This is a genomic window from Euhalothece natronophila Z-M001 (genome assembly GCF_007904085.1).
GTDB classification, from domain to species: Bacteria; Cyanobacteriota; Cyanobacteriia; order Cyanobacteriales; family Rubidibacteraceae; genus Halothece; species Halothece natronophila.
Map to the genome: position 1 here is coordinate 1,943,714 of NZ_CP042326.1, position 21,914 is coordinate 1,965,627.

Annotated in this window: 26 protein-coding genes; 18 read left to right on the forward strand and 8 right to left on the reverse strand. The window is 42.9% G+C overall.

Translation table 11 applies throughout. From position 1 onward, the window contains the following. Window positions 1-12 precede the first annotated feature (12 nt). The 3 genes from hisIE (at window position 13) to FRE64_RS09400 (ending at window position 2,136) form a co-directional block, all read left to right on the forward strand. Complete coding sequence (hisIE, locus tag FRE64_RS09390; RefSeq protein ID WP_146295826.1) at window positions 13-648, forward strand: bifunctional phosphoribosyl-AMP cyclohydrolase/phosphoribosyl-ATP diphosphatase HisIE; 636 nt, start codon at window positions 13-15, stop codon at window positions 646-648. Between the two features lie 111 nt (window positions 649-759). Continuing rightward, a complete protein-coding gene (locus FRE64_RS09395; RefSeq protein WP_146295827.1) occupies window positions 760-1,161 on the forward strand; it encodes a response regulator in 402 nt (133 codons plus the stop codon). Window positions 1,162-1,278: 117 nt separating this feature from the next. Beyond that, a complete protein-coding gene (locus FRE64_RS09400; protein ID WP_146295828.1) occupies window positions 1,279-2,136 on the forward strand; it encodes a DUF4351 domain-containing protein in 858 nt (285 codons plus the stop codon). 19 nt (window positions 2,137-2,155) lie between these two features. Here FRE64_RS09400 and FRE64_RS09405 read toward each other — a convergent pair whose 3' ends face one another. Continuing rightward, window positions 2,156-2,338 (reverse strand): hypothetical protein, encoded by a 183-nt coding sequence (locus FRE64_RS09405; RefSeq protein WP_146295829.1) that lies wholly within the window; start codon window positions 2,336-2,338, stop codon window positions 2,156-2,158. A gap of 64 nt (window positions 2,339-2,402) precedes the next feature. Between FRE64_RS09405 and FRE64_RS09410 the strand changes: the two genes are divergently transcribed. The 8 genes from FRE64_RS09410 (at window position 2,403) to rsgA (ending at window position 12,696) form a co-directional block, all read left to right on the forward strand. Next, a complete protein-coding gene (locus tag FRE64_RS09410; protein WP_146295830.1) occupies window positions 2,403-2,951 on the forward strand; it encodes a DUF2854 domain-containing protein in 549 nt (182 codons plus the stop codon). A 149-nt stretch (window positions 2,952-3,100) separates the two neighbouring features. Then, complete coding sequence (gene chlP, locus FRE64_RS09415) at window positions 3,101-4,321, forward strand: geranylgeranyl reductase (protein WP_146295831.1); 1,221 nt, start codon at window positions 3,101-3,103, stop codon at window positions 4,319-4,321. A gap of 142 nt (window positions 4,322-4,463) precedes the next feature. Beyond that, the gene (grpE, locus tag FRE64_RS09420; RefSeq protein ID WP_146295832.1) at window positions 4,464-5,231 is read left to right on the forward strand and encodes a nucleotide exchange factor GrpE; all 768 of its coding nucleotides are present in this window, start codon (window positions 4,464-4,466) and stop codon (window positions 5,229-5,231) included. 115 nt (window positions 5,232-5,346) lie between these two features. After that, entirely contained in the window at window positions 5,347-7,530 is a 2,184-nt protein-coding gene (gene dnaK / locus FRE64_RS09425; protein WP_146295833.1) for a molecular chaperone DnaK, read from the forward strand. Window positions 7,531-8,331: 801 nt separating this feature from the next. Then, window positions 8,332-10,047 carry a group II intron reverse transcriptase/maturase gene (ltrA, locus tag FRE64_RS09430; RefSeq protein WP_146295834.1) on the forward strand — a complete coding sequence of 572 codons (1,716 nt, stop codon included), beginning with the start codon at window positions 8,332-8,334 and terminating at the stop codon, window positions 10,045-10,047. Between the two features lie 212 nt (window positions 10,048-10,259). Then, a complete protein-coding gene (gene dnaJ / locus FRE64_RS09435) occupies window positions 10,260-11,399 on the forward strand; it encodes a molecular chaperone DnaJ (protein WP_146295835.1) in 1,140 nt (379 codons plus the stop codon). Next, window positions 11,396-11,653, forward strand: a complete 258-nt coding sequence (locus tag FRE64_RS09440; RefSeq protein ID WP_146295836.1) for a sulfurtransferase TusA family protein — start codon at window positions 11,396-11,398, stop codon at window positions 11,651-11,653. Before dnaJ ends, FRE64_RS09440 begins: the two co-directional genes overlap by 4 nt. Further along, window positions 11,653-12,696, forward strand: coding sequence for a small ribosomal subunit biogenesis GTPase RsgA (gene rsgA / locus FRE64_RS09445; RefSeq protein ID WP_146295837.1), 1,044 nt, complete (start codon window positions 11,653-11,655; stop codon window positions 12,694-12,696). Before FRE64_RS09440 ends, rsgA begins: the two co-directional genes overlap by 1 nt. Here rsgA and FRE64_RS09450 read toward each other — a convergent pair. Continuing rightward, a complete protein-coding gene (locus tag FRE64_RS09450; protein ID WP_146295838.1) occupies window positions 12,693-13,757 on the reverse strand; it encodes a DUF1611 domain-containing protein in 1,065 nt (354 codons plus the stop codon). The genes rsgA and FRE64_RS09450 overlap by 4 nt on opposite strands. Next, window positions 13,748-14,797: a dipeptide epimerase gene (locus FRE64_RS09455; RefSeq protein WP_146295839.1), complete on the reverse strand. Its 1,050-nt coding sequence runs from the start codon at window positions 14,795-14,797 to the stop codon at window positions 13,748-13,750. The genes FRE64_RS09450 and FRE64_RS09455 overlap by 10 nt, the downstream gene beginning before the upstream one ends. Before the next feature lie 89 nt (window positions 14,798-14,886). On the opposite strand from FRE64_RS09455, the gene FRE64_RS09460 reads away from it, so the two are divergent. Then, window positions 14,887-15,093: a high light inducible protein gene (locus FRE64_RS09460; protein ID WP_146295840.1), complete on the forward strand. Its 207-nt coding sequence runs from the start codon at window positions 14,887-14,889 to the stop codon at window positions 15,091-15,093. A gap of 96 nt (window positions 15,094-15,189) precedes the next feature. Further along, complete coding sequence (locus FRE64_RS09465; RefSeq protein WP_146295841.1) at window positions 15,190-15,507, forward strand: hypothetical protein; 318 nt, start codon at window positions 15,190-15,192, stop codon at window positions 15,505-15,507. A 75-nt stretch (window positions 15,508-15,582) separates the two neighbouring features. On the opposite strand, the gene FRE64_RS09470 is transcribed toward FRE64_RS09465, so the two are convergent. The 4 genes from FRE64_RS09470 to FRE64_RS09485 all read right to left on the reverse strand — a co-directional run bounded on the left by FRE64_RS09470 (window position 15,583) and on the right by FRE64_RS09485 (window position 18,039). Continuing rightward, window positions 15,583-15,840 carry a phycobilisome linker polypeptide gene (locus FRE64_RS09470; RefSeq protein ID WP_146295842.1) on the reverse strand — a complete coding sequence of 86 codons (258 nt, stop codon included), beginning with the start codon at window positions 15,838-15,840 and terminating at the stop codon, window positions 15,583-15,585. Window positions 15,841-15,931: 91 nt separating this feature from the next. Continuing rightward, entirely contained in the window at window positions 15,932-16,792 is an 861-nt protein-coding gene (locus FRE64_RS09475; protein WP_146295843.1) for a phycobilisome linker polypeptide, read from the reverse strand. 145 nt (window positions 16,793-16,937) lie between these two features. Further along, complete coding sequence (gene cpcA, locus FRE64_RS09480) at window positions 16,938-17,426, reverse strand: phycocyanin subunit alpha (protein WP_146295844.1); 489 nt, start codon at window positions 17,424-17,426, stop codon at window positions 16,938-16,940. 94 nt (window positions 17,427-17,520) lie between these two features. After that, a complete protein-coding gene (locus tag FRE64_RS09485) occupies window positions 17,521-18,039 on the reverse strand; it encodes a phycocyanin subunit beta (protein WP_146295845.1) in 519 nt (172 codons plus the stop codon). Window positions 18,040-18,460: 421 nt separating this feature from the next. Between FRE64_RS09485 and FRE64_RS09490 the strand changes: the two genes are divergently transcribed. The 5 genes from FRE64_RS09490 to FRE64_RS09510 are packed head-to-tail and all read left to right on the forward strand — an operon-like array spanning window position 18,461 to window position 21,142. Continuing rightward, the gene (locus tag FRE64_RS09490) at window positions 18,461-18,685 is read left to right on the forward strand and encodes an acetyltransferase (RefSeq protein WP_146295846.1); all 225 of its coding nucleotides are present in this window, start codon (window positions 18,461-18,463) and stop codon (window positions 18,683-18,685) included. A 32-nt stretch (window positions 18,686-18,717) separates the two neighbouring features. Then, window positions 18,718-19,278 carry a phycobiliprotein lyase gene (locus FRE64_RS09495; RefSeq protein ID WP_146295847.1) on the forward strand — a complete coding sequence of 187 codons (561 nt, stop codon included), beginning with the start codon at window positions 18,718-18,720 and terminating at the stop codon, window positions 19,276-19,278. Between the two features lie 51 nt (window positions 19,279-19,329). Continuing rightward, on the forward strand, window positions 19,330-19,974 hold the full coding sequence (locus FRE64_RS09500; protein ID WP_146295848.1) for a hypothetical protein: 645 nt from the start codon (window positions 19,330-19,332) through the stop codon (window positions 19,972-19,974). A gap of 22 nt (window positions 19,975-19,996) precedes the next feature. Further along, window positions 19,997-20,581 carry a phycobiliprotein lyase gene (locus tag FRE64_RS09505; RefSeq protein ID WP_146297327.1) on the forward strand — a complete coding sequence of 195 codons (585 nt, stop codon included), beginning with the start codon at window positions 19,997-19,999 and terminating at the stop codon, window positions 20,579-20,581. Window positions 20,582-20,590: 9 nt separating this feature from the next. Next, window positions 20,591-21,142 carry a hypothetical protein gene (locus tag FRE64_RS09510; protein WP_246140280.1) on the forward strand — a complete coding sequence of 184 codons (552 nt, stop codon included), beginning with the start codon at window positions 20,591-20,593 and terminating at the stop codon, window positions 21,140-21,142. A gap of 189 nt (window positions 21,143-21,331) precedes the next feature. Here the strand turns inward: FRE64_RS09510 and psbU are convergent, their stop codons facing one another. Further along, entirely contained in the window at window positions 21,332-21,757 is a 426-nt protein-coding gene (psbU, locus tag FRE64_RS09515; protein WP_146295849.1) for a photosystem II complex extrinsic protein PsbU, read from the reverse strand. Window positions 21,758-21,914 lie beyond the last annotated feature (157 nt).

Below are 21,914 nucleotides of genomic sequence, written 5' to 3' on the forward strand. Positions count from 1 at the left end.
AAGTTAGTAAAGATGACTGATTTTTCCCAAGCGATTCCTGTTGATAAAATTTGCTATAACGAGCAAGGATTAGTTCCCGCGATTGTCCAAGATTATTTGGATGGAACGGTGTTAATGATGGCGTGGATGAGTCCCGAGTCTTTGCAAAAAACCCTTGAAACTGGCGAAACTTGGTTTTGGAGTCGATCGCGCCAAGAGTTTTGGCACAAAGGGGCAACTTCTGGACATTTACAATTTGTTAAGTCAGTTCGCTACGACTGTGATAGTGATGCACTTTTGATTACCGTGGAACAACAAGGGGATGTTGCTTGTCATACGGGAGAACGTTCCTGTTTTCATCAAGTTGATAGCACGAAAGCCCATCCTCCTGCTGATACCCTTTCTGGAGTGTATTCAGTCATCAGCGATCGCCGTGATCACCCTAAAGACGATTCTTACACTTGTAAACTGATGGCAGGGGGAGATAATAAGATTCTCAAAAAAATTGGGGAAGAAGCCTCGGAAGTGGTAATGGCTTGTAAGGATGATGACAAAAGCGCGATCGCGTCAGAGGTAGCAGACTTGTTTTATCACACTCTTGTTGCTATGTCCTATCACAATGTTGATGTTAAAGAAGTTTATAAAAAATTGCAAGAAAGACGGGGATAGTTGAAATGACAAAATAATCAATAAGTAATTACTTCCGATGACAGAGGGAAAACTGTAACAAAATCACTTAAAATTTAGGGTGTTGAGCAAAAGAAGGCAACTTAAATCACCTTGAGTACACAAGCCACGCAACAAAAAACGTTACGAGTGTTAATTGCTGATGATCATGAGTTAACTCGGTATAGTTTAAAATTAATTCTCTCCACCCGAGAAGCAATAACGCTCGTTGGAGTCGCTTGTAACGGGCAAGAAGCCTTAGAAATGACCCAAGAGTATGCCCCCGATGTCTTGGTGATGGATTTACAAATGCCCATTATGGATGGACTCAGCGCCTCAAAAAAAATTAAGCAATTACATCCACAGGCTCAGATCATTGCTTATTCTTCCTTAGAGGATCCACAAACTGAAGCCCTGGCTCAAACTGCGCCAATTGACGCTTTTTGTAGTAAAGAAACTCCTACGGAAGAACTTGTTACCCTCATTAAGCAATTGGGAAGAGAAGTTTCTCATTGAGAGCCAACATCAAGTTATTCATCGGATAATTTTGATAGATTGTAGTAGAAATTTAACAAAAACAAAGTGAAGAAGGTGGAAAATGCTAAAATTTGGGTATATTTCCCTTTTTTTTAGATGTCCTTCGACAATCTGTGCAAACTGTTATCGGAAAAATACCCCGCTCACTTCGCCAGTTGGGTTCTCAATACTCCACAATCTCATGCGGAAGTTTTAAAAACTGAACTTAGCATTGAACCGATCCGCGCTGATTCCGTTACTTTTTTGCAATTACAAGAGCGGATTCTACACTTAGAATTTCAAACTCAACTCCAATCAAATCCACCGCTTCCCTTGCGAATGTTGGACTATTGGGTGCGTTTATATCGCTTGTATCGCTTACCCATTACCCAAGTGATTGTTTTATTGCTTCCACCTCCTGCGAATTCTGTAATTGAAAGTAGCTTTACTGTAGAAAACACTTCTCATCAATACCGAGTGATTCGACTTTGGGAAGAAAGCCCAGAGTTATTTCTTAATGATCCGATTTTGTTACCATTAGCCCCTTTAACGGCGACGAATGACCCACAAACGTTATTACAACAAGTGGTTAAGCAAGTGAATCAACTTGAAGGAGAGAAGAAAGTAGAAATCTCAGCTTACGCGCAAATCGTAGCAGGGTTAAAATATAGGAAAGATTTGGTAAGAAGATTATTTCGGGAGGGAATGATGCGGGAGTCAGTTATTTATCAGGATATTATTCAAGAGGGAAGACAAGAAGGAAGACAAGAGGGAAGACAAGAGGGAGAACGATCGCTGATATTACGACTTTTAACCCGACGACTAGGAGAACTGCCACAGTTATGGCGCGATCGCGTTAACACGCTTTCTCTAGAACAGTTAGAAAACCTTGGAGAAGCCTTACTCGATTTTCAAGGAATGGCTGATTTAGAAATATGGTGGCGTGAATTGAATGAAAGATATCAAAAAGACTAGGTGGGAAACTCAGCAAAAATTAGCCTTGTTGTGCCTCTGGAAAAGTTTCTTTAAACTCTTCAATTAAATCATCAAGTTCCTCTAGCGCTTGGTTAACATCTAAGCGCAATGTTCCTAAACTGGGCTGCTCTAATAAGTCCAATAAAACCTCACGCTTACTCTCAATTGTCCGAATCCGCTCAATCAGGGTTTGCTTATCCATAGCTTAATAACTCGTCACTACTTCTACGGTAAACTATAAATGCTTAATTTATCAAACTGTCAAGATGCTCGGTAAAATATCATTAGGAAAATGGGGAATGATTGTTGGTGGCACATTAGCAATTGTCGGCTTTATCGCCTATGGTGCTGGCAATGCCACTCTCAACTTAGCTGGTTTTTTCTACGGCATCCCTGTTTTTTTAGGGGGATTAGCCCTGAAAGCCGCAGAATTGAAACCAACCCCCTACACCAAGGAAACCTCACCAGAAGTAGCAAAATTACGAGAAGAGAAAGGAACCCCCACCCAACATCAAATTCTCCGAGATGTTACCCGTTATCGTTATGGAGAACAAGTCCATCTTCAAGAATCTTTAGAACGCCTCGGATTAAGCCCCACCGATGAAGAAAGACCGGTTCTTAGTGGGCTTCGGGAAGAAGAAATTGATGGTGCTTACGCCTTAATTTTAGAATTTGAGTCCTCCCTTATTCCTTGGGAACGGTGGCTGGAACAAAAGGACAAAATTGAGCGATTTTTTGGTCCCAATATCAGTGCGAAGTTGCATCAGCCACAATCAGATTGGGTAGAAGTTGCCCTAGTTGCCACTACTGAGTAATAGCATCAAGAAATGTGAAGATTTGTTAGAGCAGTGTTAAAGACTGTTTCAAATTAGCTGCTTTTTAAGGGGAATATAGGGAAAAACCTCGAAACTGCATGATACTATGCCAACAGTGAGTAACAAGTAGCAAGTAGAGGAGATAGACTTTGGTGTTAAGGGTTGCTGTCGTCGGTTCAGGACCGGCTGGTTCTTCTGCAGCGGAAGTATTAGCCAAAGCTGGAATTGAAACCTATCTATTTGAACGAAAATTAGACAACGCAAAGCCTTGCGGTGGGGCAATTCCCCTCTGCATGGTGGGTGAGTTTGACCTCCCTCCCGAAATTGTGGATCGGCGGGTGAGAAAAATGAAAATGATCTCCCCGTCTAATGTAACCGTTGATATTAATTTAGAAAAAGAAGACGAATATATTGGAATGTGCCGTCGGGAAGTCCTAGACGGCTTTTTAAGAAATCGCGCTGCCGAATTAGGGGCAAATTTAATTAATGGCACGGTTCATCGCCTAGAATTACCGCAAAGCGATAATGAACCTTATACCATTCATTATGCTGACCACTCTGACGGTAGTGCCGTGGGAACAGCTAGCACCCTACAAGTGGATTTAGTGATTGGTGCTGATGGGGCAAACTCCCGTGTGGCAAAAGCTATTGATGCTGGGGATTATAACTACGCGATCGCGTTTCAAGAGCGCATTCGCATCCCAGAAGACAAAATGGCTTACTATGAGGAGCTTGCTGAAATGTATGTCGGGAATGACGTTTCCCCAGACTTCTATGCTTGGGTGTTCCCGAAATTTGACCATGTTGCTGTGGGAACTGGCACCATGAAGGTCAATAAGGCAAAAATTAAAGACCTACAGGCTGGAATCCGCGCCCGTTCTGCCCAAAGAACTGAAGGTGGGGAAATTATTAAAGTAGAAGCCCATCCGATTCCAGAACATCCTCGTCCCCATCGTGTTCGTGGTCGCGTGGCCCTCGTAGGGGACGCAGCAGGAACTGTCACCAAATCCTCTGGAGAAGGCATTTATTTTGCCGCTAAGTCTGCTCGGATGTGTGCGGAAACTATTGTCGAAACTTCCAAGAATGGACAGCGAGTTCCCACAGAAAAAGACCTCAAACAGTATCTCAAACAATGGGATAAACGTTATGGCGCAACCTACATGGTTTTAGACTTACTACAACGAGTCTTCTACCGCTCCGATGCCACTCGCGAAGCCTTTGTTGAGATGTGTTCTGATAAAGATGTACAACGGATGACCTTTGATAGTTATCTTTACAAAACGGTAACTCCTGGCAATCCCTTGGTACAAATGAAAATTACCGCAAAAACCGTCGGTAGCCTGCTCCGAGGACATGCCCTCGCCCCTTAAAATTGTAAAAAGTAAGTTCCTTACCAGCATCTTTAAGAATTAGGGTGCTGGTTTTTTTCGTTAAAACCGAACTTCTAATCAACAGTAGAGAAGAGACAAACCTGTTAATCTAGAATGCGGTAGCCTGTATTAAAAATGGATTATGATCGACGAACAGAAGCAACAAGATTCTATGAATAATGAACCTAATCAAGATCAACAAACCGAAAGTAGCGAATCCTTAGAAAAGGAAACCGCAGCTGCAACTCCACAAGAAACAGAAGTAGTTGCAGAACAAGACTCTGTGCCTGAAGTAGAAACTCAAAGTGTAAGTGAAGACGACAATAGTCAACAACAATCAACAGACACAACGAGTACCGAAGAATTACAAGCAGAAATTCAAAATCTTAAGCAAAAATTAGAACAAGAAGCTCAACAACGGGAAACTGTAACTGCTCAAGCTAAACGCCTTGCTGCTGATTTTGAAAACTTCCGTCGTCGTAGTGAAGCTCAAAAAGAAGAAATTAAGCAGAATGAGAAACGAGAAACCCTGACTAAAATTTTAGAAATTGTTGATAACTTTGAAAGAGCGCGATCGCAGATTAAACCTGAAACAGAAGGAGAAAAAAATATCCATAAAAGTTATCAAGGGCTTTATAAACAATTAGTAGAATCCTTAAAAAGCCTTGGTGTCTCGAAAATGCGTCCCGAAGGGGAACCCTTTGATCCCTATTATCATGAAGCCATGATGCGAGAGCCTAGTAACGAGTATCCTGAAGGAACCGTTATTGAAGAGTTGAGAGCCGGCTATATGATCGGGGATAGTGTTCTTCGTCATGCCATGGTTAAGGTTGCAGCCGCTCCTGAATCCTCAGGAGAAGAAGAAAATGGAGAGAGTGAAAAAAATAATAGCGAAGAAGAGCTAGCATAAGTAAAATTAATCATAATCCTTCTGCTAGGTTTAAGCTCTATTAAGGGAAAACTCTTAATAAGAATGAATCCTTAGGAATACTTACTAGCAGACTACAATCACCTCTAAATCAGTTATGGGAAAAGTTATTGGCATTGACCTTGGCACCACAAATAGTTGTATCGCTGTCTTAGAAGGTAGCAAACCAATTGTTATTGGTAACGCAGAAGGAGAACGAACTACTCCTAGTCTTGTTGCCTTCACCAAAGAACAAGAACGTCTTGTGGGTCAACTCGCAAAACGTCAAGCCGTAACCAATGCTGAAAATACAATTTACAGCATGAAACGGTTTATTGGCCGACGTTGGGAAGACACTGAAATTGAACGGCAACGGGTTTCTTATCACTGTGTTCCTGGGCGCGATCAAACTGTTGATGTTAAAGCTTGGAGCAAACAATATACGCCTCAAGAAATTTCAGCAATGATTCTGCAAAAGTTAAAAGCTGATGCTGAAAATTACCTGAATGAGGAAGTGACCGATGCAGTGATTACAGTTCCTGCCTATTTTACTGATGCCCAACGTCAGGCAACCAAAGATGCCGGAACGATTGCTGGTTTAGAAGTGTTAAGAATTATTAATGAACCAACCGCTGCTGCCCTTGCTTTCGGGCTAGATAAGCAAGAACAAAAGCAATATATTTTAGTTTTTGACCTTGGCGGTGGGACATTAGATGTTTCCATTTTGCAACTTGGAGATGGTGTCTTTGAGGTCAAAGCCACTGCCGGTAATAATCATCTTGGGGGAGATGACTTTGACAATGTCATTGTGGAATGGATGCTGGAAAAATTTCAAGAAAAAGAGGGCATTGATCTCACCCAAGATAAAATGGCAATGCAGCGTTTACGGGAAGCTGCAGAACGAGCTAAAATTGAGCTTTCGAGTCGTCCCACTACCGCTATTAACTTGCCCTTTATTACCGCGTTTAGTAAGGGGGAAGGAGAAGTGGGGCCAAAACATCTAAAACTGGAATTAAGTCGATCCAAATTTGACGAACTTTCTCGAGATTTAGTTAAAGGAACTTTTCAACCTCTCAAACAAGCTTTAGATGATTCTGGCTTAAATGCGGATGAAATTGATCGAATTTTATTAGTGGGAGGCTCAACCCGCATCCCTTCAGTTAGGGAAGGATTAAAAGAATTTTTTCATGGTAAAGAACCAGATCGCTCCATTAACCCTGATGAAGCCGTGGCTCTAGGCGCAGCTATTCAAGGGGGAGTCTTAGCCCATGAAGAAGAAGTTGAGGATATTCTCCTGCTTGATGTTACGCCCCTTTCCCTTGGCATTGAAACCCTTGGAGAAGTTTTTACCAAAGTCATTGAACGCAATACCACGGTTCCTACTAGTAAATCACAAGTCTTCTCCACAGCAAGTGATGGACAAACCTCTGTGGAAATTCATGTGCTACAGGGGGAACGCGCCATGGCTAGTGATAACAAAACCCTTGGCAAGTTTCTCTTAACTGGTATTCCCGCTGCGCCAAGAGGGGTTCCCCAGATTGAGGTGAGTTTTGAAATTGATGTCAACGGTATTTTAAAAGTCGCTGCGGAAGATAAAGGCACAGGACGAGAACAGAGTATTGTCATTAAAGAAACAGGTGGACTGTCTCAAGAAGAAATTGAACGGATGCAAAAAGAGTCAGAACAATACGCCGAGGAAGATCGTAAGCGCATGCAACGAGTTGAACTCAGTAACCAAGCCGATAGCCTCTTTTATAGCCACGAAAATACCCTCAAAGATAATGAGGGGTTAATCCCAGAAAAATTAAAAACCATAGCAAAGAATCAAAAAGAGCAATTAGTAAAGGTTTTAGAAGATCCGCAAGTTGAACTAGAAGTCATCCGTACTCGCTTAGAAGAATATCGGCAAGCGGTTTTAACCATGGGAACAGAAGTATATAGTCATGGTAATAGTCGCAATAATAACTCAGCCATTCAAGAAAGAGGTTACGAAACGGTTGGCGAAGAAGAGATTACTCGAGAAATGACAGCTAAAAGTGAAGCCTCCTCTCCATCCTCAACTTCTAAAAAGACAACCGATGAGGAAGCATCATCTCAATTAGAAGAAGTTTTTGGTACATTTAGTGAAGATACTGCCGATTCAAATATTGTCACTGATTCTGATGATGAGATAAGGTTAAAAAGTGCTAGTCAGAATAAACAAACTGAATTTGATATTGAAGAAGAAGATTTTAATCCTTTTGAAGATTGGGATAATGAAGAAGATTACCTCTCTACTGATGATTATGAGGCGGTAGAATAATAGGGGTTAGTGCGACACGAAAGGGGTTACTTATTTTGTAATTTTCCCTGTCGCATTTTGAGAGTGAGACCCTCAGAAAGTCTCCAGCCTAGTGTGCAAGGCTGTGTCCGCCTCCAACTGCGTCACTGGTAACGGTGGGGTGGGAAGCAGGAGGTCAAATGTAACTCGCTGATTATGACCTGCCATAAAGGTGAGTGCTAGGGCAAGTTCAGCACGGTGAGCGAAAGCGAAGTGTCCGATGAGCTGTCGTTACTTAGTCCCTGTAAGCTAAGGCTTATTACCGCGCAGGTATTGAAACAGGGTTGATTAGCAGTGAAAGCGAGAGCAAGTAGCTGGTCGTTAAGGGCGATGGTCAGGTTGTACTCCTAACCCTAGTACAACAAAGGTTAACCCTCTGGCTATAGGTTAACTAGCACACCATAGTACCCTCGGCGGATAGGACACCACCTAAACTGAGCGTATCTCTCGAATGCGAAACGTGGTAAACCCTTAAGGGTCTGGTTTCGACCAGTAAGCTAACCGTAAGGAAAGCCTAATTCCCTTGAGGGCAGAGGATAACTTAAGAAGCGAAGGCCGTCTGCCGTCTCTGGGCAGGGTGCTATTAAGAACCCGATTTCGGAATCAACCGATAACTTGGTGGCACTTAAGCAAGAGCAAGAAGGTAAGAGGAAAGCCCTACAGGGTACAACTCGACGGATAGGGGTTCAAGATTTGCCCCACCCGAAAGGGGAGCTGACTTAAGTTCAGGTGAACTCTCTGAGTTCCAACGCGAAGTGACCAAATTCTTGTAGGAAAAGTTAGATGTTGTTTACAACAAACGTAACTCTTGATAATCATGCGGAATGCTGGCACAGTATCGACTGGCGCAAAGCTAACCGTGTGGTTCGGAATCTGAGGCGACGGATATTCAGAGCTACTCGTGAAGGCAACCTGAAAAAGGTTCGCAGTTTACAAAAGCTGTTGCTTAAGTCTTTCTCCAATCTGGTGTTAGCCGTAAGGCGATGCACTCAAGAGAACCAAGGCAAACGCACAGCAGGAATTGATGGTCGTATTGCCCTGACTCCGAAAGAAAGGTGGGAACTTGTCTGTGAGTTACAGGTTCTAAATGATAGCATTGCTTCACCCACCCGACGGATTCAGATACCTAAACCGAATGGCAAAAAGCGTCCTCTAGGTATCCCTATCGTGACCGACCGCATTCGACAAGCGGTTGTAAAATCTGCTCTCGAACCCTACTGGGAAGCTAAGTTTGAACCTTCTTCCTATGGTTTCAGACCTGGAAGAAGTCCACACGATGCTATTGCTCGTGTTCAAAACTTGACTAAGCAAAGCCCACAGGGTTCACCTCCTAAGAAACAGTGGGTAGTAGATGCAGACATTAAGGGATGCTTTGATAACATTGACCACCATCACCTAATGGGAGTCATAGGCAACTTCCCTGCAAGGAAGTTAATCAATTCATGGCTCAAAGCAGGATACATTGAGAAAGGAAACTTTCATCCTACTAACGGGGGAACACCCCAAGGCGGAGTCATTAGCCCTATGTTAGCTAATATCAGCTTACATGGTCTGGAAGACGCCTTAGGTGTCAAATGGACTATTAAAAAGGTCAAAAACACAAAGAGTGGTACATACGCCTCAATAGAACGTTCAAAAAGGGCTGTTATCAGATTCGCAGATGACTTTATAATCCTATGTGAATCAGAGGAAGACGCACAATTAGCCAAAGAGGAAGCCAACGCATTCTTATCCGAGCGAGGACTCCATCTCTCTGAAGAAAAGACTAAAATCTGTCATCTTAATGATGGATTCGATTATTTAGGATTTCATATCCACAGATATCCCGATAAATTCAAAAATAGTGGATATATCACCCTTATTACCCCTAGTGCTGACAAAGTTAAGGAGACGAAACAACAACTCAGAGAGATTTGGCTACAGGCTAAAGGCAAACCTACAGAATGGATAGTCAACAAGCTAAACCCCATCATCAGGGGTAAAGCCAATTACTGGAACAAAGTTAGTAGCTCCAGAGCATTTTCTGACTTGGATACATATATGTATAAAAGAGGATGTCGTTTCACTAAATTTCAACATCCCACCAAGAACGAATACTGGAGAACAAAACGCTACTTCGGGAGACTAAACCTTAATCGACCTGATAAAGACTGGTACTTTGGTAGCAAAAGCACGGGAGCTTATCTAGTTAAGTTCTCAGACTTTAATATAGAATACCATAATGCCGTGCCATATGATTACACTCCTGATAACCCCGACCCAGTAGTCCAAGAACACTTTAAGAAGAAAGACCATTCTGAGGCGACTAAATTAAATAAAAGGAATCAAAGGTTAGCCAAAAAGCAGGGATATAAATGCCCTCACTGCGGTGAATCTCTATTCAATGGAGAGCCTTACGATGTTCATCATCGTGTTCCTAGAAAAGATGGCGGTAGCGATAAAATCTCCAATTTGGTGATACTCCATCGTGAATGCCATAAATCAACTCACCACGGGTAGCTTGTGTTTGCTTGAGCCGAGTGCGGTGAAAATCGCACGCTCGGTTCTTAGGGGGGAAAGAGACCAAGATGTTATCCTAATAAGGGTAGTATCAAGGTCTCTGACCTACCCGACATATAGTAACAATTGAAGCCTTCAGAGAGGCTTGCTACCCTCAAAAGAAGAGCCAACTGTTGTAACCAGATCCACGCTAAATACTAAACGACTGCTTTATGGCTGCCGATTATTACCAACTCCTAGGAGTCTCTCGCGACGCAAGTAAGGAAGACATTAAACGTGCTTATCGCCGTCTAGCACGAAAATACCACCCTGATGTTAATAAAGAAGAAGGGGCAGAAGAACGATTCAAAGAGATTAACCGCGCCTATGAAGTTCTCTCAGAGCCAGAAACTCGCGCTCGCTATGATCGCTTTGGCGAGGCTGGAGTCAGTTCTGGGGCTGGTGGTGGCGCTAGTTATCAAGATTTTGCCACGGATATGGGTGGCTTTGCTGATATCTTTGAAAGCATTTTTAGCGGCTTTGGTGGGATGGGAACTGGTGCTTCTACCCGCCAAAGAACCGGCCCAGTCCGAGGAGATGATTTACGCCTTGACCTAAAAATTGATTTTCAAGAAGCGGTATTTGGTGGAGAAAAGGAAATTCAGATTCCTCACTTAGAAACTTGTCAAACTTGTGAAGGCAGTGGGGCAAAACCAGGAACAGGGGCAAAAACTTGTCAAACTTGTAGCGGCAGTGGTCAAGTAAGACGCGCTACCCGCACCCCTTTTGGTAGCTTTGCTCAGGTTTCTGTTTGTCCTACTTGTAATGGTCAAGGACGCGTTATTGAAGAAAAATGCGAAACCTGTAGTGGAGAAGGTCGTGTTAGAGAGCGCAAAAAGCTCAAAATTACGATTCCTCAGGGAGTTGATAATGGAACTCGTTTAAGAGTCTCAGGAGAAGGTGACGCGGGTTTACGCGGCGGTTCTACAGGTGATCTGTATGTTTATTTGACGATCGCGCCTCACCCTGAGTTTAAACGCGAAGGGCTCAATATTCGCTCGGAAATTACCGTTAGCTATCTACAAGCCATTCTTGGCTGTCGGGTGAAAGTTAATACGGTAGATGGAGAAGAAGACCTGAATATTCCCGCAGGAACTCAACCTGATACGGTGTTAACCCTTGAAAATAAAGGCGTTCCCAAGTTAGGAAACCCAGTGAGTCGAGGGGATCACCTGATTACGGTTCATGTGGAAATTCCCACACGCTTGAACTCTGAGGAGCGAGACTTGTTGGAACAACTTGCTAAAATTAAAGGAGAAAATACCGGTAAAGGTGGCTTAGAAGGATTTTTAGGACGGGTGTTTGGTGGATGAGTCAGTCAATCTCTAAAAAAAATTCCCAATCTGTTCCTGATGCACAATTAGACTTGCGGGGAACGCCTTGTCCTATTAATTTTGTTCGCACCAAGCTCCGTTTAGAACAAATGGAGACAGGCACCTTATTAGAAGTCTGGCTTGATCCGGGAGAACCGATTGAGCAAGTTCCTGATAGTCTGAAAATGGAAGGCTATCCCATAGAAGCCCTTGAGGATCGCGGTGAGTTCTTTGCCCTGCAGGTGCGTCGCTGATGGTAGCTACAGATCAGCTGATTGGAACAGTTGTGGCGGTACAAGCAAATTTTTATTGGGTTCAGTTAGATCTTGACAAAATTTACTTATTATGCACTCGCCGATCGCGCTTAAAGAAAATTGGGCAAAAAGTGATGGTCGGCGATCGCGCTTTAGTGGAAGAACCTGATTGGGAGGATAAACGGGGAGTCATTACTGATGTCTTTCCCCGAGAAACAGAACTCGATCGCCCCCCTGTTGCGAATGCTAATCAGTTAGTTTTACTCTTTTCCTTAGCTCAACCTCCCCTTGATCCCATGCAGTTGAGTCGCTTTTTAGTGAAGGGAGAATCAACGGGAATTGAGTTGTGTTTAACCTTGAATAAACAGGATTTAGTAACTGCCCAAGAACAAAGTGCCTGGCAAACACGACTGCAAAATTGGGGGTATGACCCTTTTTTTATCAGTGTGGAAACAGGAGACGGGTTAGACCGACTTAAACAGCAATTAAAGGACAAAATTACGATTCTCGCTGGCCCCTCGGGAGTGGGAAAATCCAGTTTAATTAATTCTCTCATTCCCCACGCCCAGTTACGCGTCAGTGCTGTATCAGGAAAGCTCAAACGAGGGCGACATACCACTCGTCATGTAGAGTTATTTCCGCTGCCTGAAGCAGGCTTACTTGCAGATACTCCTGGATTTAATCAGCCTGATCTCAACTGTGATCCCCTTGAATTAGCATCTTTTTTGCCGGAAGCGAGAACACGGCTTTCTCAAGATCAGTGTCAGTTTAGTGACTGCTTACATCGGGAGGAACCGAATTGTGCAGTGCGGGGTAACTGGGAAAGATATGAGCATTATTTAGAATTTCTTGAAAGCGCGATCGCGCAGACAACTGAAAAACAACAGACAAGCAACGCTGAAGATAGCTTAAAAGTCAAAACCAAGCGGGCGGGAAAAAATCATTACGAACCGCGTTTAGAACCAAAAAAGTATCGTCGCGGTTCGAGACGACAACAAAATCAAGAGTTACAGGAATGGTGTAAAGATATTGAAGATATCTAGGATGTTAGGAGAGCCGAAAATAAACTTTCCCCCGAAAAGCGCACCACATCATCACAGGGAAGTCCAGTCGCTTCAGAGGTACGTTCAATTACTTCTTTCGCCCTTTCCTCATCCATACTCGCCGTATTTAAGGCAATTCCTTTCACCGGAACTTTACCAAACGCCCCGGCACCACTAGCAACCATTTCATGGAGCGTGACCACTTCTGATAGCTCAGGAATCGGAATTTCAGGAAAGTCTCGGATATGTTCGCGATCAGCGCGATGAACTAGAATTAAACCTGTGGGTTGGCTTCCTCGCATTAACGATAACGTGGCAGTAGAACCGGGATGTAACAAAGACCCTTGCCCTTCCACAAAGAGAAAATCATCATCCTCTTGGGCCGATTCCAATAGCATTTTTTCCACCGCCCCAGCAGCAAAATCCACACGAATCGCATCTAAAGGAATTCCACCCCCACTAATCATCATTCCTCCTTGCCCAGTGGCAAGAAACTTAGCTTGATATCCTTTATTTTGCGCTAGTTTGGTTAATTCTAAACTTGTTGACATTTTACCGATAGAGATATCTGTCCCCACGGTTAAAATTCTCTGACTCGATAAAGAACGCGCTCTTGCCCCACCAATTTTGACCTCAGTTTCAACCGCCCTTGCTTGCCCTCTTACTTCCCACAGCCATTGTCCCGATTGTAATTGCAGTTCCTCATCTGAAAAGAGAGAGCGAATGGGAGTATGCAAGCCATTAACCACCGATAATCCTGCTTGAATTGCTAGTTTAATGTCTGTTGACCAAGCACTGGGCAATTTTCCTCCTGAGGGAGCAATCCCAATTAATAAAACATCAGGAGAATAGGTTAATGCCGTTGTCATATCCCCAACAATGGGAACATCTCGCTCAATCCCCCTCAAAGTAGTAATAGATTCCCCGACGCTCTCTGGATCAATAATGGCAACAATTTGAGACTCACTATAACGTAAAAAAGCAAGTCCTGTTTTGCCATGTTCCCCTTTGATTCCCCCCGAAAGTAAAATTGCGACCCGATGTGCTGCTGTTAACTGCATTTTAAAGTAATTCCCAATCCAGGTGATAAAGTTGGTTGTAGATATCCATTTTTTAACACAGCACCGTAAAAGGGATCATCTTTTAAGTTCAGATGACTGTCTAGATCAAGATAATCAGCGAGAGGGGATAAATGAGCCATTGCTGTGTTAGCAAGACTACTATCCGAATAACAACCGTACATCACTTGTAACCCACAGGCTTGAGCTGTATAGGCGCACCGCATCACTTCAGTCAGTCCTCCTGCTTTCATTAGTTTAATATTAATCCCATCAACTTTAAGAGCAGCTAAGCGGCTAATATCCTTACTGGTAAAGCAACTTTCATCAGCAAAAATGGGTAAGGGGGAATTGTCCGCAAGGGTGGGTAATTTTTCATCATCTTCTACTGCTAGCGGCTGCTCAATATAAGTCACGTTATACTTTGCTAGCCAATGACTCATGGTAATCGCTTCTTTCAGAGTCCAACCGCCATTGGCATCGATGGTTAATTCTGCATTAGGCGCATTTTGAGCCACTGCTTCTAAAAGTCTTTTATCCGCCTCCAGTCCTTTCGGGCTTCCTAATTTGAGTTTAATGCGTTTAGTATCGGTAACCGTTTGCCAGTTTTCTAACCGTTTTTTGCCCTCTTCTGGGGAACCAATGCCAATAGTGACTGAAATTGGGACAATTTGACTGATATCTAAGCCTAAAAGTTGCCATAAGGGAAGCCTGCTACGCTTTCCTAACCAGTCGTAACAAGCAACATCAATGGCAGATCGGATAGCAGAGGAGATTTGATGTTCTTGGAGATAGCTTTGCAAGCGCGATCGCGTTAAAGGGTGAAACTGCTCTAAATTCGGCTTAATCGCTGTTAGCTGTTGCTTTAGGGTTTCGGTTGTCTCTCCTGCGCTACCTGTGGAAAAGGGAACAGCCTCTCCCCAACCTTCAATTCCTTCCGCTTCAAGTTTTACCCAAAGGCTGGTGGTTTTAGCAGTTGTGCCTCGGGAAATCGTTAAGGGAAAGCGTTTATGGACAGTGAAGCATACCACATTTATTTGCATTTGTAAATCTTACTTGCCATCTATTTACAAAAATTAACTAGTATTGTTACATTATATTTAGCGTAGCAATAAAGATAAGGATTAAATTAATGACTACAACTAAAGGAAGAACTATTGACGACCAAGGCAAAATGAATAACTTTGCAGTAGAGCCAAAGGTTTATGTGCAAGAAGAATCTCGCGCTGGCTTTACTGAATTTGCAGAACGCCTTAATGGTCGTTTGGCTATGATTGGTTTTGTGTCCTTACTCCTGTTAGAAATTACTACTGGAAACGGATTATTCAGTCAATTTTAAGATAGCTTGAACAGAATGGGGTATTCTCCCAATCTGCTAGCGTGGTTTGGGAGTCCTTGCTAAAATAACACTTGTCAGTCAATCTTGTTTTGATTTATGAGGTTTGAAGACTTCAAAAGCGCGATCGCGCAAGGACAATCTTGTCCAACTTCCTTACCCCCTGCCCTCCAAGGATTATGGATTGATCAGCAAGGAGACTGGAATCAAGCCCATCAAATTGTCCAAAATGCGGGAGATCAAGATAGTGCCTGGGTTCACGCCTATCTCCATCGTGAAGAAGGGGATCTCGGAAATGCTCGTTATTGGTATAGACGGGCTGGCAAATCGGTTAGTCAAGGAAGTTTAGCCGAGGAATGGGAAGAAATTGCCCAAGAACTTTGTAAGAAGGCAGCTAGCACCGAAATCAAGATTTAAATTTTTAGTTATCAGTAAGAAACCCCCCTAGAAGGGGAGTTTTTTGCTTTTAAAGGTAATTAAGGACAAACTTTCTTACTCAGAAGTTTCAGGTTGTGGTGCGGGTTGGGTATTCAAAGGCTGAATACTCACGATTTTACCGCCCATACGATTAATGCGTTGCATTTGTTCATTCATGCGACTGTAGGGAACCGTATAAAAGACACTTCCGCTTTTACGAATCGCATAATTTTGTTTCTCAGACTCACTACTTTGCCGCATTCCCTGAACTTCAATCCGATACATGCGACTGGCAGCAGTGTCGGGAGTAGTAATGGTGGTTTGACCGTACATAATTGATAAACTCCTTTTTTTATTAAAGTGGGGGAGACAGAAAACCATTAACAAATCATTGCTAAGCATCTTCTGTACTCCCCTTGTGGGATTAAGCCGGTCTGACGCTCACGATTTTGCCACCTTGACGGACAATTTGCTGTAAGCGTTGGGATAATTGATCATAGGGAACGAGGTAAGCATTGTTGCTATAGCGGATTACAGGACGAATTTGTCGCCCAACTTGTCCACTGACTTCCACACGATACATTCTGGCACTTTGATTGCCAAGCCCACCAAAAGCAGTTTGAGGAGTACGAGCACTTCCTTCCTCAGTGCTGGTAGAAGGCATAACAATGCTTGAGGCTTCATTTTTAGCGATTTCCCAAGTGAGGCGGGGTTCTTTACCACCAACTTGAGCGCGATCGCTGTTACCATAGCCTCGATATAATTTGAACATACGAGTAAAATTGGTGGTTCTTGCGCCTAACCCCACCTGGAAGCCAGTGTAGTAAGGAACAATATCTTCGCCAAATTTACTAACGTATTCTTCGCTATCGAGATAGGAGTCAATTTCAGCATCTACTCCTTCTTCTTCACATAAGCGAGTGTGATAAGCCCATTCGTCCTCATCATAAGGGGGACGACCCAGCAAATGCTTAAAGTTTAATTCAACAAAACGCTGATTAGAATTGGGATAAAAGAACTTTTCTTTATATAAATCGGATTTCGCGATCGCGCGAACAAATCCTCGCACTGTCAAATTCCCTTGACGTAGCAAAGATTCAGCAGAAGTTAGGCGTTCTGCTTCCATAACATAGTCATTGCCTAACACTTGGCGATAAGCAGCTTTAATGATGCCTTGTAACTCATCTTCACTACTATTCCAACGTAACTCGATGGGGTCGCCATCAAAAGATTCTAAACCTAAACGTTCCGCAGACGCGAGATTAGAAGAAACTAAGGTTTTCATATTTTAACACCCTCCCAAAGGGAAAATTTTGCAGCAATACGGGGTGAACATTTCAACAACAAAGCCCGGAAAAATTCACAAATGCTAACGTGAAGCTCATTCAGGTCAACATTCGCTCAATCTTCCGGGCTAACACCAAGAACTGTTAGCTCAAGGCGTTGATTGCGTAGTCGAGATAGGTATTGGCTTCGTTAGCCGCCTGACCACTTAAGCCGTGATTCGCTTTAATGTGCTTCAGGGCTTCAATGTACCAGGAAGGAGACAGTTCAAAAGTGCGGTTGATTTCATCTAAGCCTGCGATGAGGTATTCATCCATGGGGCCAGTACCACCAGCAATGAGGCAGTAGGTAACCATGCGGAGATAGTGACCAATGTCACGAGCGCACTTATCTTTACCGCGCTGATCGTGCGCGTATTGAGGTCCCTGCATTTGGGTGGTGTAAGGGAACTTTTGATAAACGTGGTTAGCAGCTCCGTTAATTAAGTCGTTGGACTTTTGGGTTAAAGCACGAGCCGCTTCCATGCTTGCAGTAGCACGTTCAAAACGACCGTTAGCAGCTTGGAGTTCGGTGTTACCTAAGAAACGTCCTTGGCTATCAGCAGCAGCAATTGCTTCGGTAATTGGAGTTTTCATTTTGGTTTTCTCTTCCTAACGTTAACAACAGGTTTACAAAAAATATTTAAGCTAAAAACAAATTCCTAGAAGTAGGATTCTAGACAAACCAGACTTATGAAACTGCAGAAGCAGCACGATCAAAGTAGCTGGAAACTTCGGACATTAATTGACTGCAATCGCCTTGGGTAATGCCATTAGGATCATTGGCAAGACGGATTGCTTCTTCTTTCATTTTTTGTACGCCAGCCGCAACGGATGCTCCGGGGACACCGAGGGCTTGGTAGGTTTCCCGAAGTCCATTTAAGCAACGATCTTCGAGAACACTGGCATCGCCAGCGAGGGTGGCATAAGTTACGTAACGGAGGATAATTTCCATATCGCGTAAGCAAGCAGCCATGCGACGGTTAGTGTAAGCGTTACCACCAGGTTGAACCAGTTGAGGCTGTTCTGCAAACAAACCACGCGCCGCATTGGTAACGATGCTCGCGCTATTGCTGGTCATGCGGTTAACTGCGTCTAAGCGCTTGTTGCCATCTTGAACCATTTGGGTGAGAGCATCAAGTTGCTCGGTGCTTAGGAACTCACCACGGCTATCCGCTTGGGAAACAACACGGCTAAATGCGTCAAACATTGCTTTTCTATCTCCTTACTACAGTCACTTGGATGTTTATAGAAGGGCTACAAGTCGAAGATTTCTGAGAAACCTTGAACTTTGTATGAGAATTATTACTGTCTTCTCATAACAAAGTTAAATTCGTGTTTTACTTGCTTTATTTAACCCTTCTCCGTAAATTTATACACCCTATTTGTCGCTTTGAGTGTTACAGTATGTTAAGATTATTATGATTACATTGAAAAACAACAAGCAAGTTAAAAAAAAATAAACTTGTTAGTTTTTTCGTTGAATTTGTGGTATGGACTAGTCATTAGTCATTGCTTTACAAAGGACAAAGGACTAACAACCATCTTTAACTTTCCTTAATAAATTTGGCAGTAATGGACAGGATTTGCGAAAATCAAGGCTAGTAAGGCAAGTCAAGGACGTGGTCAAAATGTTAGATCAGCAGAAAAGGAACTGCTCACCAGAAGAAATTGAACAAGCGATCACCGAACTGGAACGATATCGAGAAAGAATTGTTAATGATTTATTTCAGTCGGCTCGCCGAGTGGATGTTTCTCATAAAGCAACAATGGCAAATATTGGTAAAAATCCTGAAATATTAAGAATTGATGCGGAAATCGAGAAACTACAAGAGCAACAATCCCAGTTGCGTTAGCCGTTTAGCCATTTACAGATGATTGTCATTTAATGGATACTTCAGAATTACAAAATTTTTTTGATTGTTGTTTAGGGCATTGGGAGATTGAGCGCACCTATCATTATCTCACTCGTCACGAGGTAGAACGATCCCACACCAAATTTGAAGTGAAGCCCTTAACCGAAGAGTTGCAAACCAAAGTGTTGGCGGATAACCAATATGATGTTTCCGAGCAAAATGTTACTTTGTCAGGGTTTCAGCTGTATTTTCATACCGTGTCAGAAAAAGGGGAAGAAGTGGCGCAATCTCTCAACGCCCTTTTTGTTCCTCGTAAGGAGGAGAAAGGAATGTTAGAGGGGGATTATTTGCGCGATCGCGCTTATGAAGAGGCACGTCCCATTGTTTCTCATTTCCGTTTTGATCCCACTATGTCAGAATTATTGATGACCACCCCCTACACCCAAGTAGTATCCGTTGATTCCATTACCCTACTCAATCCGAATTTAAGGATTCGCAAAATTATTAATTATGACCGTCCTCCTGAAGGAGAACCCTTTAAAAAGGTGAGGCTAGTTGGGTTTGGGGTGGAACAAAAAGTCAGTACCCCTTAAAAAAACGATAACTCTTCAGTTAATTTAAAAATTCATAATAAAAGACGAAATATGGCCACTAAACGAAGTAAAACAAGCAAAGGATTTAAGAACTTAAAAAAAACAAATGCTAAATCAGAGATCGGAGTCACTCCAACTGGAAGTGAGTTTTTAGAACAAATCTCAAAAAGGTTGGGAGTTGCTGCTTCCGAAGTTCTGGATCATCTGGCAAAAGGAAAACTTGCTGTAAAAGCACATCACCCTGAGATGACCGTTGCGGTGAAAATGACAGACCAGAAAACGCCGGCTGTAGATGTGGTAACAGAGGAAAGCGTAACCCCAGAGCAACTAAAGGAATTAGAAATTAAACTGCAAAGTAAAGAGGAAAAAATTGCTCACTTAGAAAAACAAGTGGCGCAACAAGATACTTTACAGGAAACGTATCAAACCACCTCAATTCAAAGTGAACAGCAGTTGCTTTATATTCGAGAATTAGAAGAAACGCGATCGCGCAATCGCCAAGAAATTCAGAAACTAAACCAACAATTAACGCAACTCCAAACCCAAATTGCGCGGTTAGAAAGTCAATATCAAACGGAAATAGCCACAAAAAACCAACAATTGGAGGCCCTTCAAGCCCACGTAGCACGTCTGGAAAGTTTCGCTAATATCGGAGAGAAACAACTCAATCGTTGGCGTTCTCAGAATATTCAATAAAATTTAGGAGGAATGAATCATGATTGACGGATTGCAATTTTTTCAGCAGAGTGCTGGTGATTGGAAATCTCTACGAACAACCCATCATCTTCCCTTTCGTCGTGCCGAAACTGGGGGATCAGATATTCATGTAGAAGCCCTAGATGCCCAAGATTCTCGCATTAGTGAAATTTGCCAAATGCACGAGGTAGATCCCGCCACAGCAGTGGGAGGGGCTTTTGTCAGTTGGGATGGTGCAATGGAATGGGATCAAGAAGATGAGGATCACTCAGGAACCAGTGTTTTTTCCTTAGTCCCCGATGAGAATAGTCCTCAAAAGGGAAAATTATTGCGAGAAAGAGGCTATGCGGAAGTAGTGCCTGTTATTGGTCAATATCATATTGATCATGAAGAAGCTCTGGTTTTAATTACTGATTATGAAACTATGAGCATTAATGAGCGGTTTTGGTTTCCTCATCCCGATGTCCGGTTACGGGCTAGCACTGTTAAACGATTTGGTGGCTTAAGCACCGCTACTTTCTGTGCCGAAATTCGCACCGATCAGGCTGAGACTTCTGCTGAGAAAACGACAACTTCTGAACCCATTTCATCCTTCTGGGGATGGTAAAAGCTTACTGTGACCGATTTTCCATTCTCTCCCTTATCTTCAGATTATGAGCAAGGAAAAGCCTATTTGCAGAAAATGCAATATTTGGCTTTGGATCCGAGCTTAGTGGATTTGCGGTTACCGATGACGTGGGAAGGACAAATTTGTCGCGCGATCGCGCATCGCATTTCAGAGATTAATCAAGAACTAGAAACTCACCTTGCCCGTTGCCAAGAATGTTTTTACCCCGAACAGCGTTTAAACATCCAAATTTTTGCCACTCCCTTTGCTCGCCATCTCAACATTGATGGTTTTTGCAATCTCAAGACGCAACCCATTACTATCTTGATTGATGTCGGTCGCATTGTTTACCAAGACTGGCTTTGTGCCGTAGCTCATGAATATGCCCATGCCCAAGTCGGGGTTGCTGGGCACCATGACACCTTTTTAGAAATTCTAACTCATCTTTGTTTGGGCTTAGGATTAACGCCACCTCCTCCCAACGGACTTCGGGAAGCGCAGTTGCGAAAGTGGCCCCCCTGTCAGCCCACCGCTGATCCCTTAGCATTTTGGTTAGGTTGAACCTCGGCAAAATAGGTATCTGTCTGAGAACAGACCTATTCCAAAGTAGTTATGAACTGACCTACCGACAAATCAAAGATTATGTCGGAGCGAAGTGAGCATCTTCTCAGGACGCTAGATAAAAAAATCCGTCTGTTAGCAGCATTACAGACGGAACAATCAATTTAATTTAAATTACGCTAGTGAGGTTTAGTAGCCACCGTAAACCCCGGGGTTAATGCGATCAGCACCTTCGATAAATGCTTCCTCTGGTTCAGTTACAATAAACTTATCTAGGTTTTCTTGTAAACGTTCTTTTTGACGTTCACTCAAATCAGGGATATTTAAAACATCTTCTACCTTATCATAAGGAGAATTTTTAATAATTTTGCTAGCAAGAGTGGGATAAAATCCTCTTAAATCCCGAAATGCTTGAATATTGGTGTTGTTAAGGTCAATTTTATTGCCAATTTGCTTTAATTTTGCATCTGCATCATTACGCATTTCAGCGAAAATAAAGGTGTTAGAGACATTTACTTGATTAACACCCACCGCTAAAGCTGAGGCATTTCCTACGCTGAGTAGGGAAGCGATACTAAAAACAACAGCTAACAGAGACGGTAAAAATCTTTGCATAACAGTTTCTCCTCAAAAACGAGCGTTTTTTATCCCTTGCTATTGTCTCATCTTACGGGACTGAGAACAATTTTATTGTTGTTTTTTTATCGTGGTCATTAACAAAGAACGAAAACCCGAGCGGAAAACTGGTCTTTCAATGTACAATAGTACAATA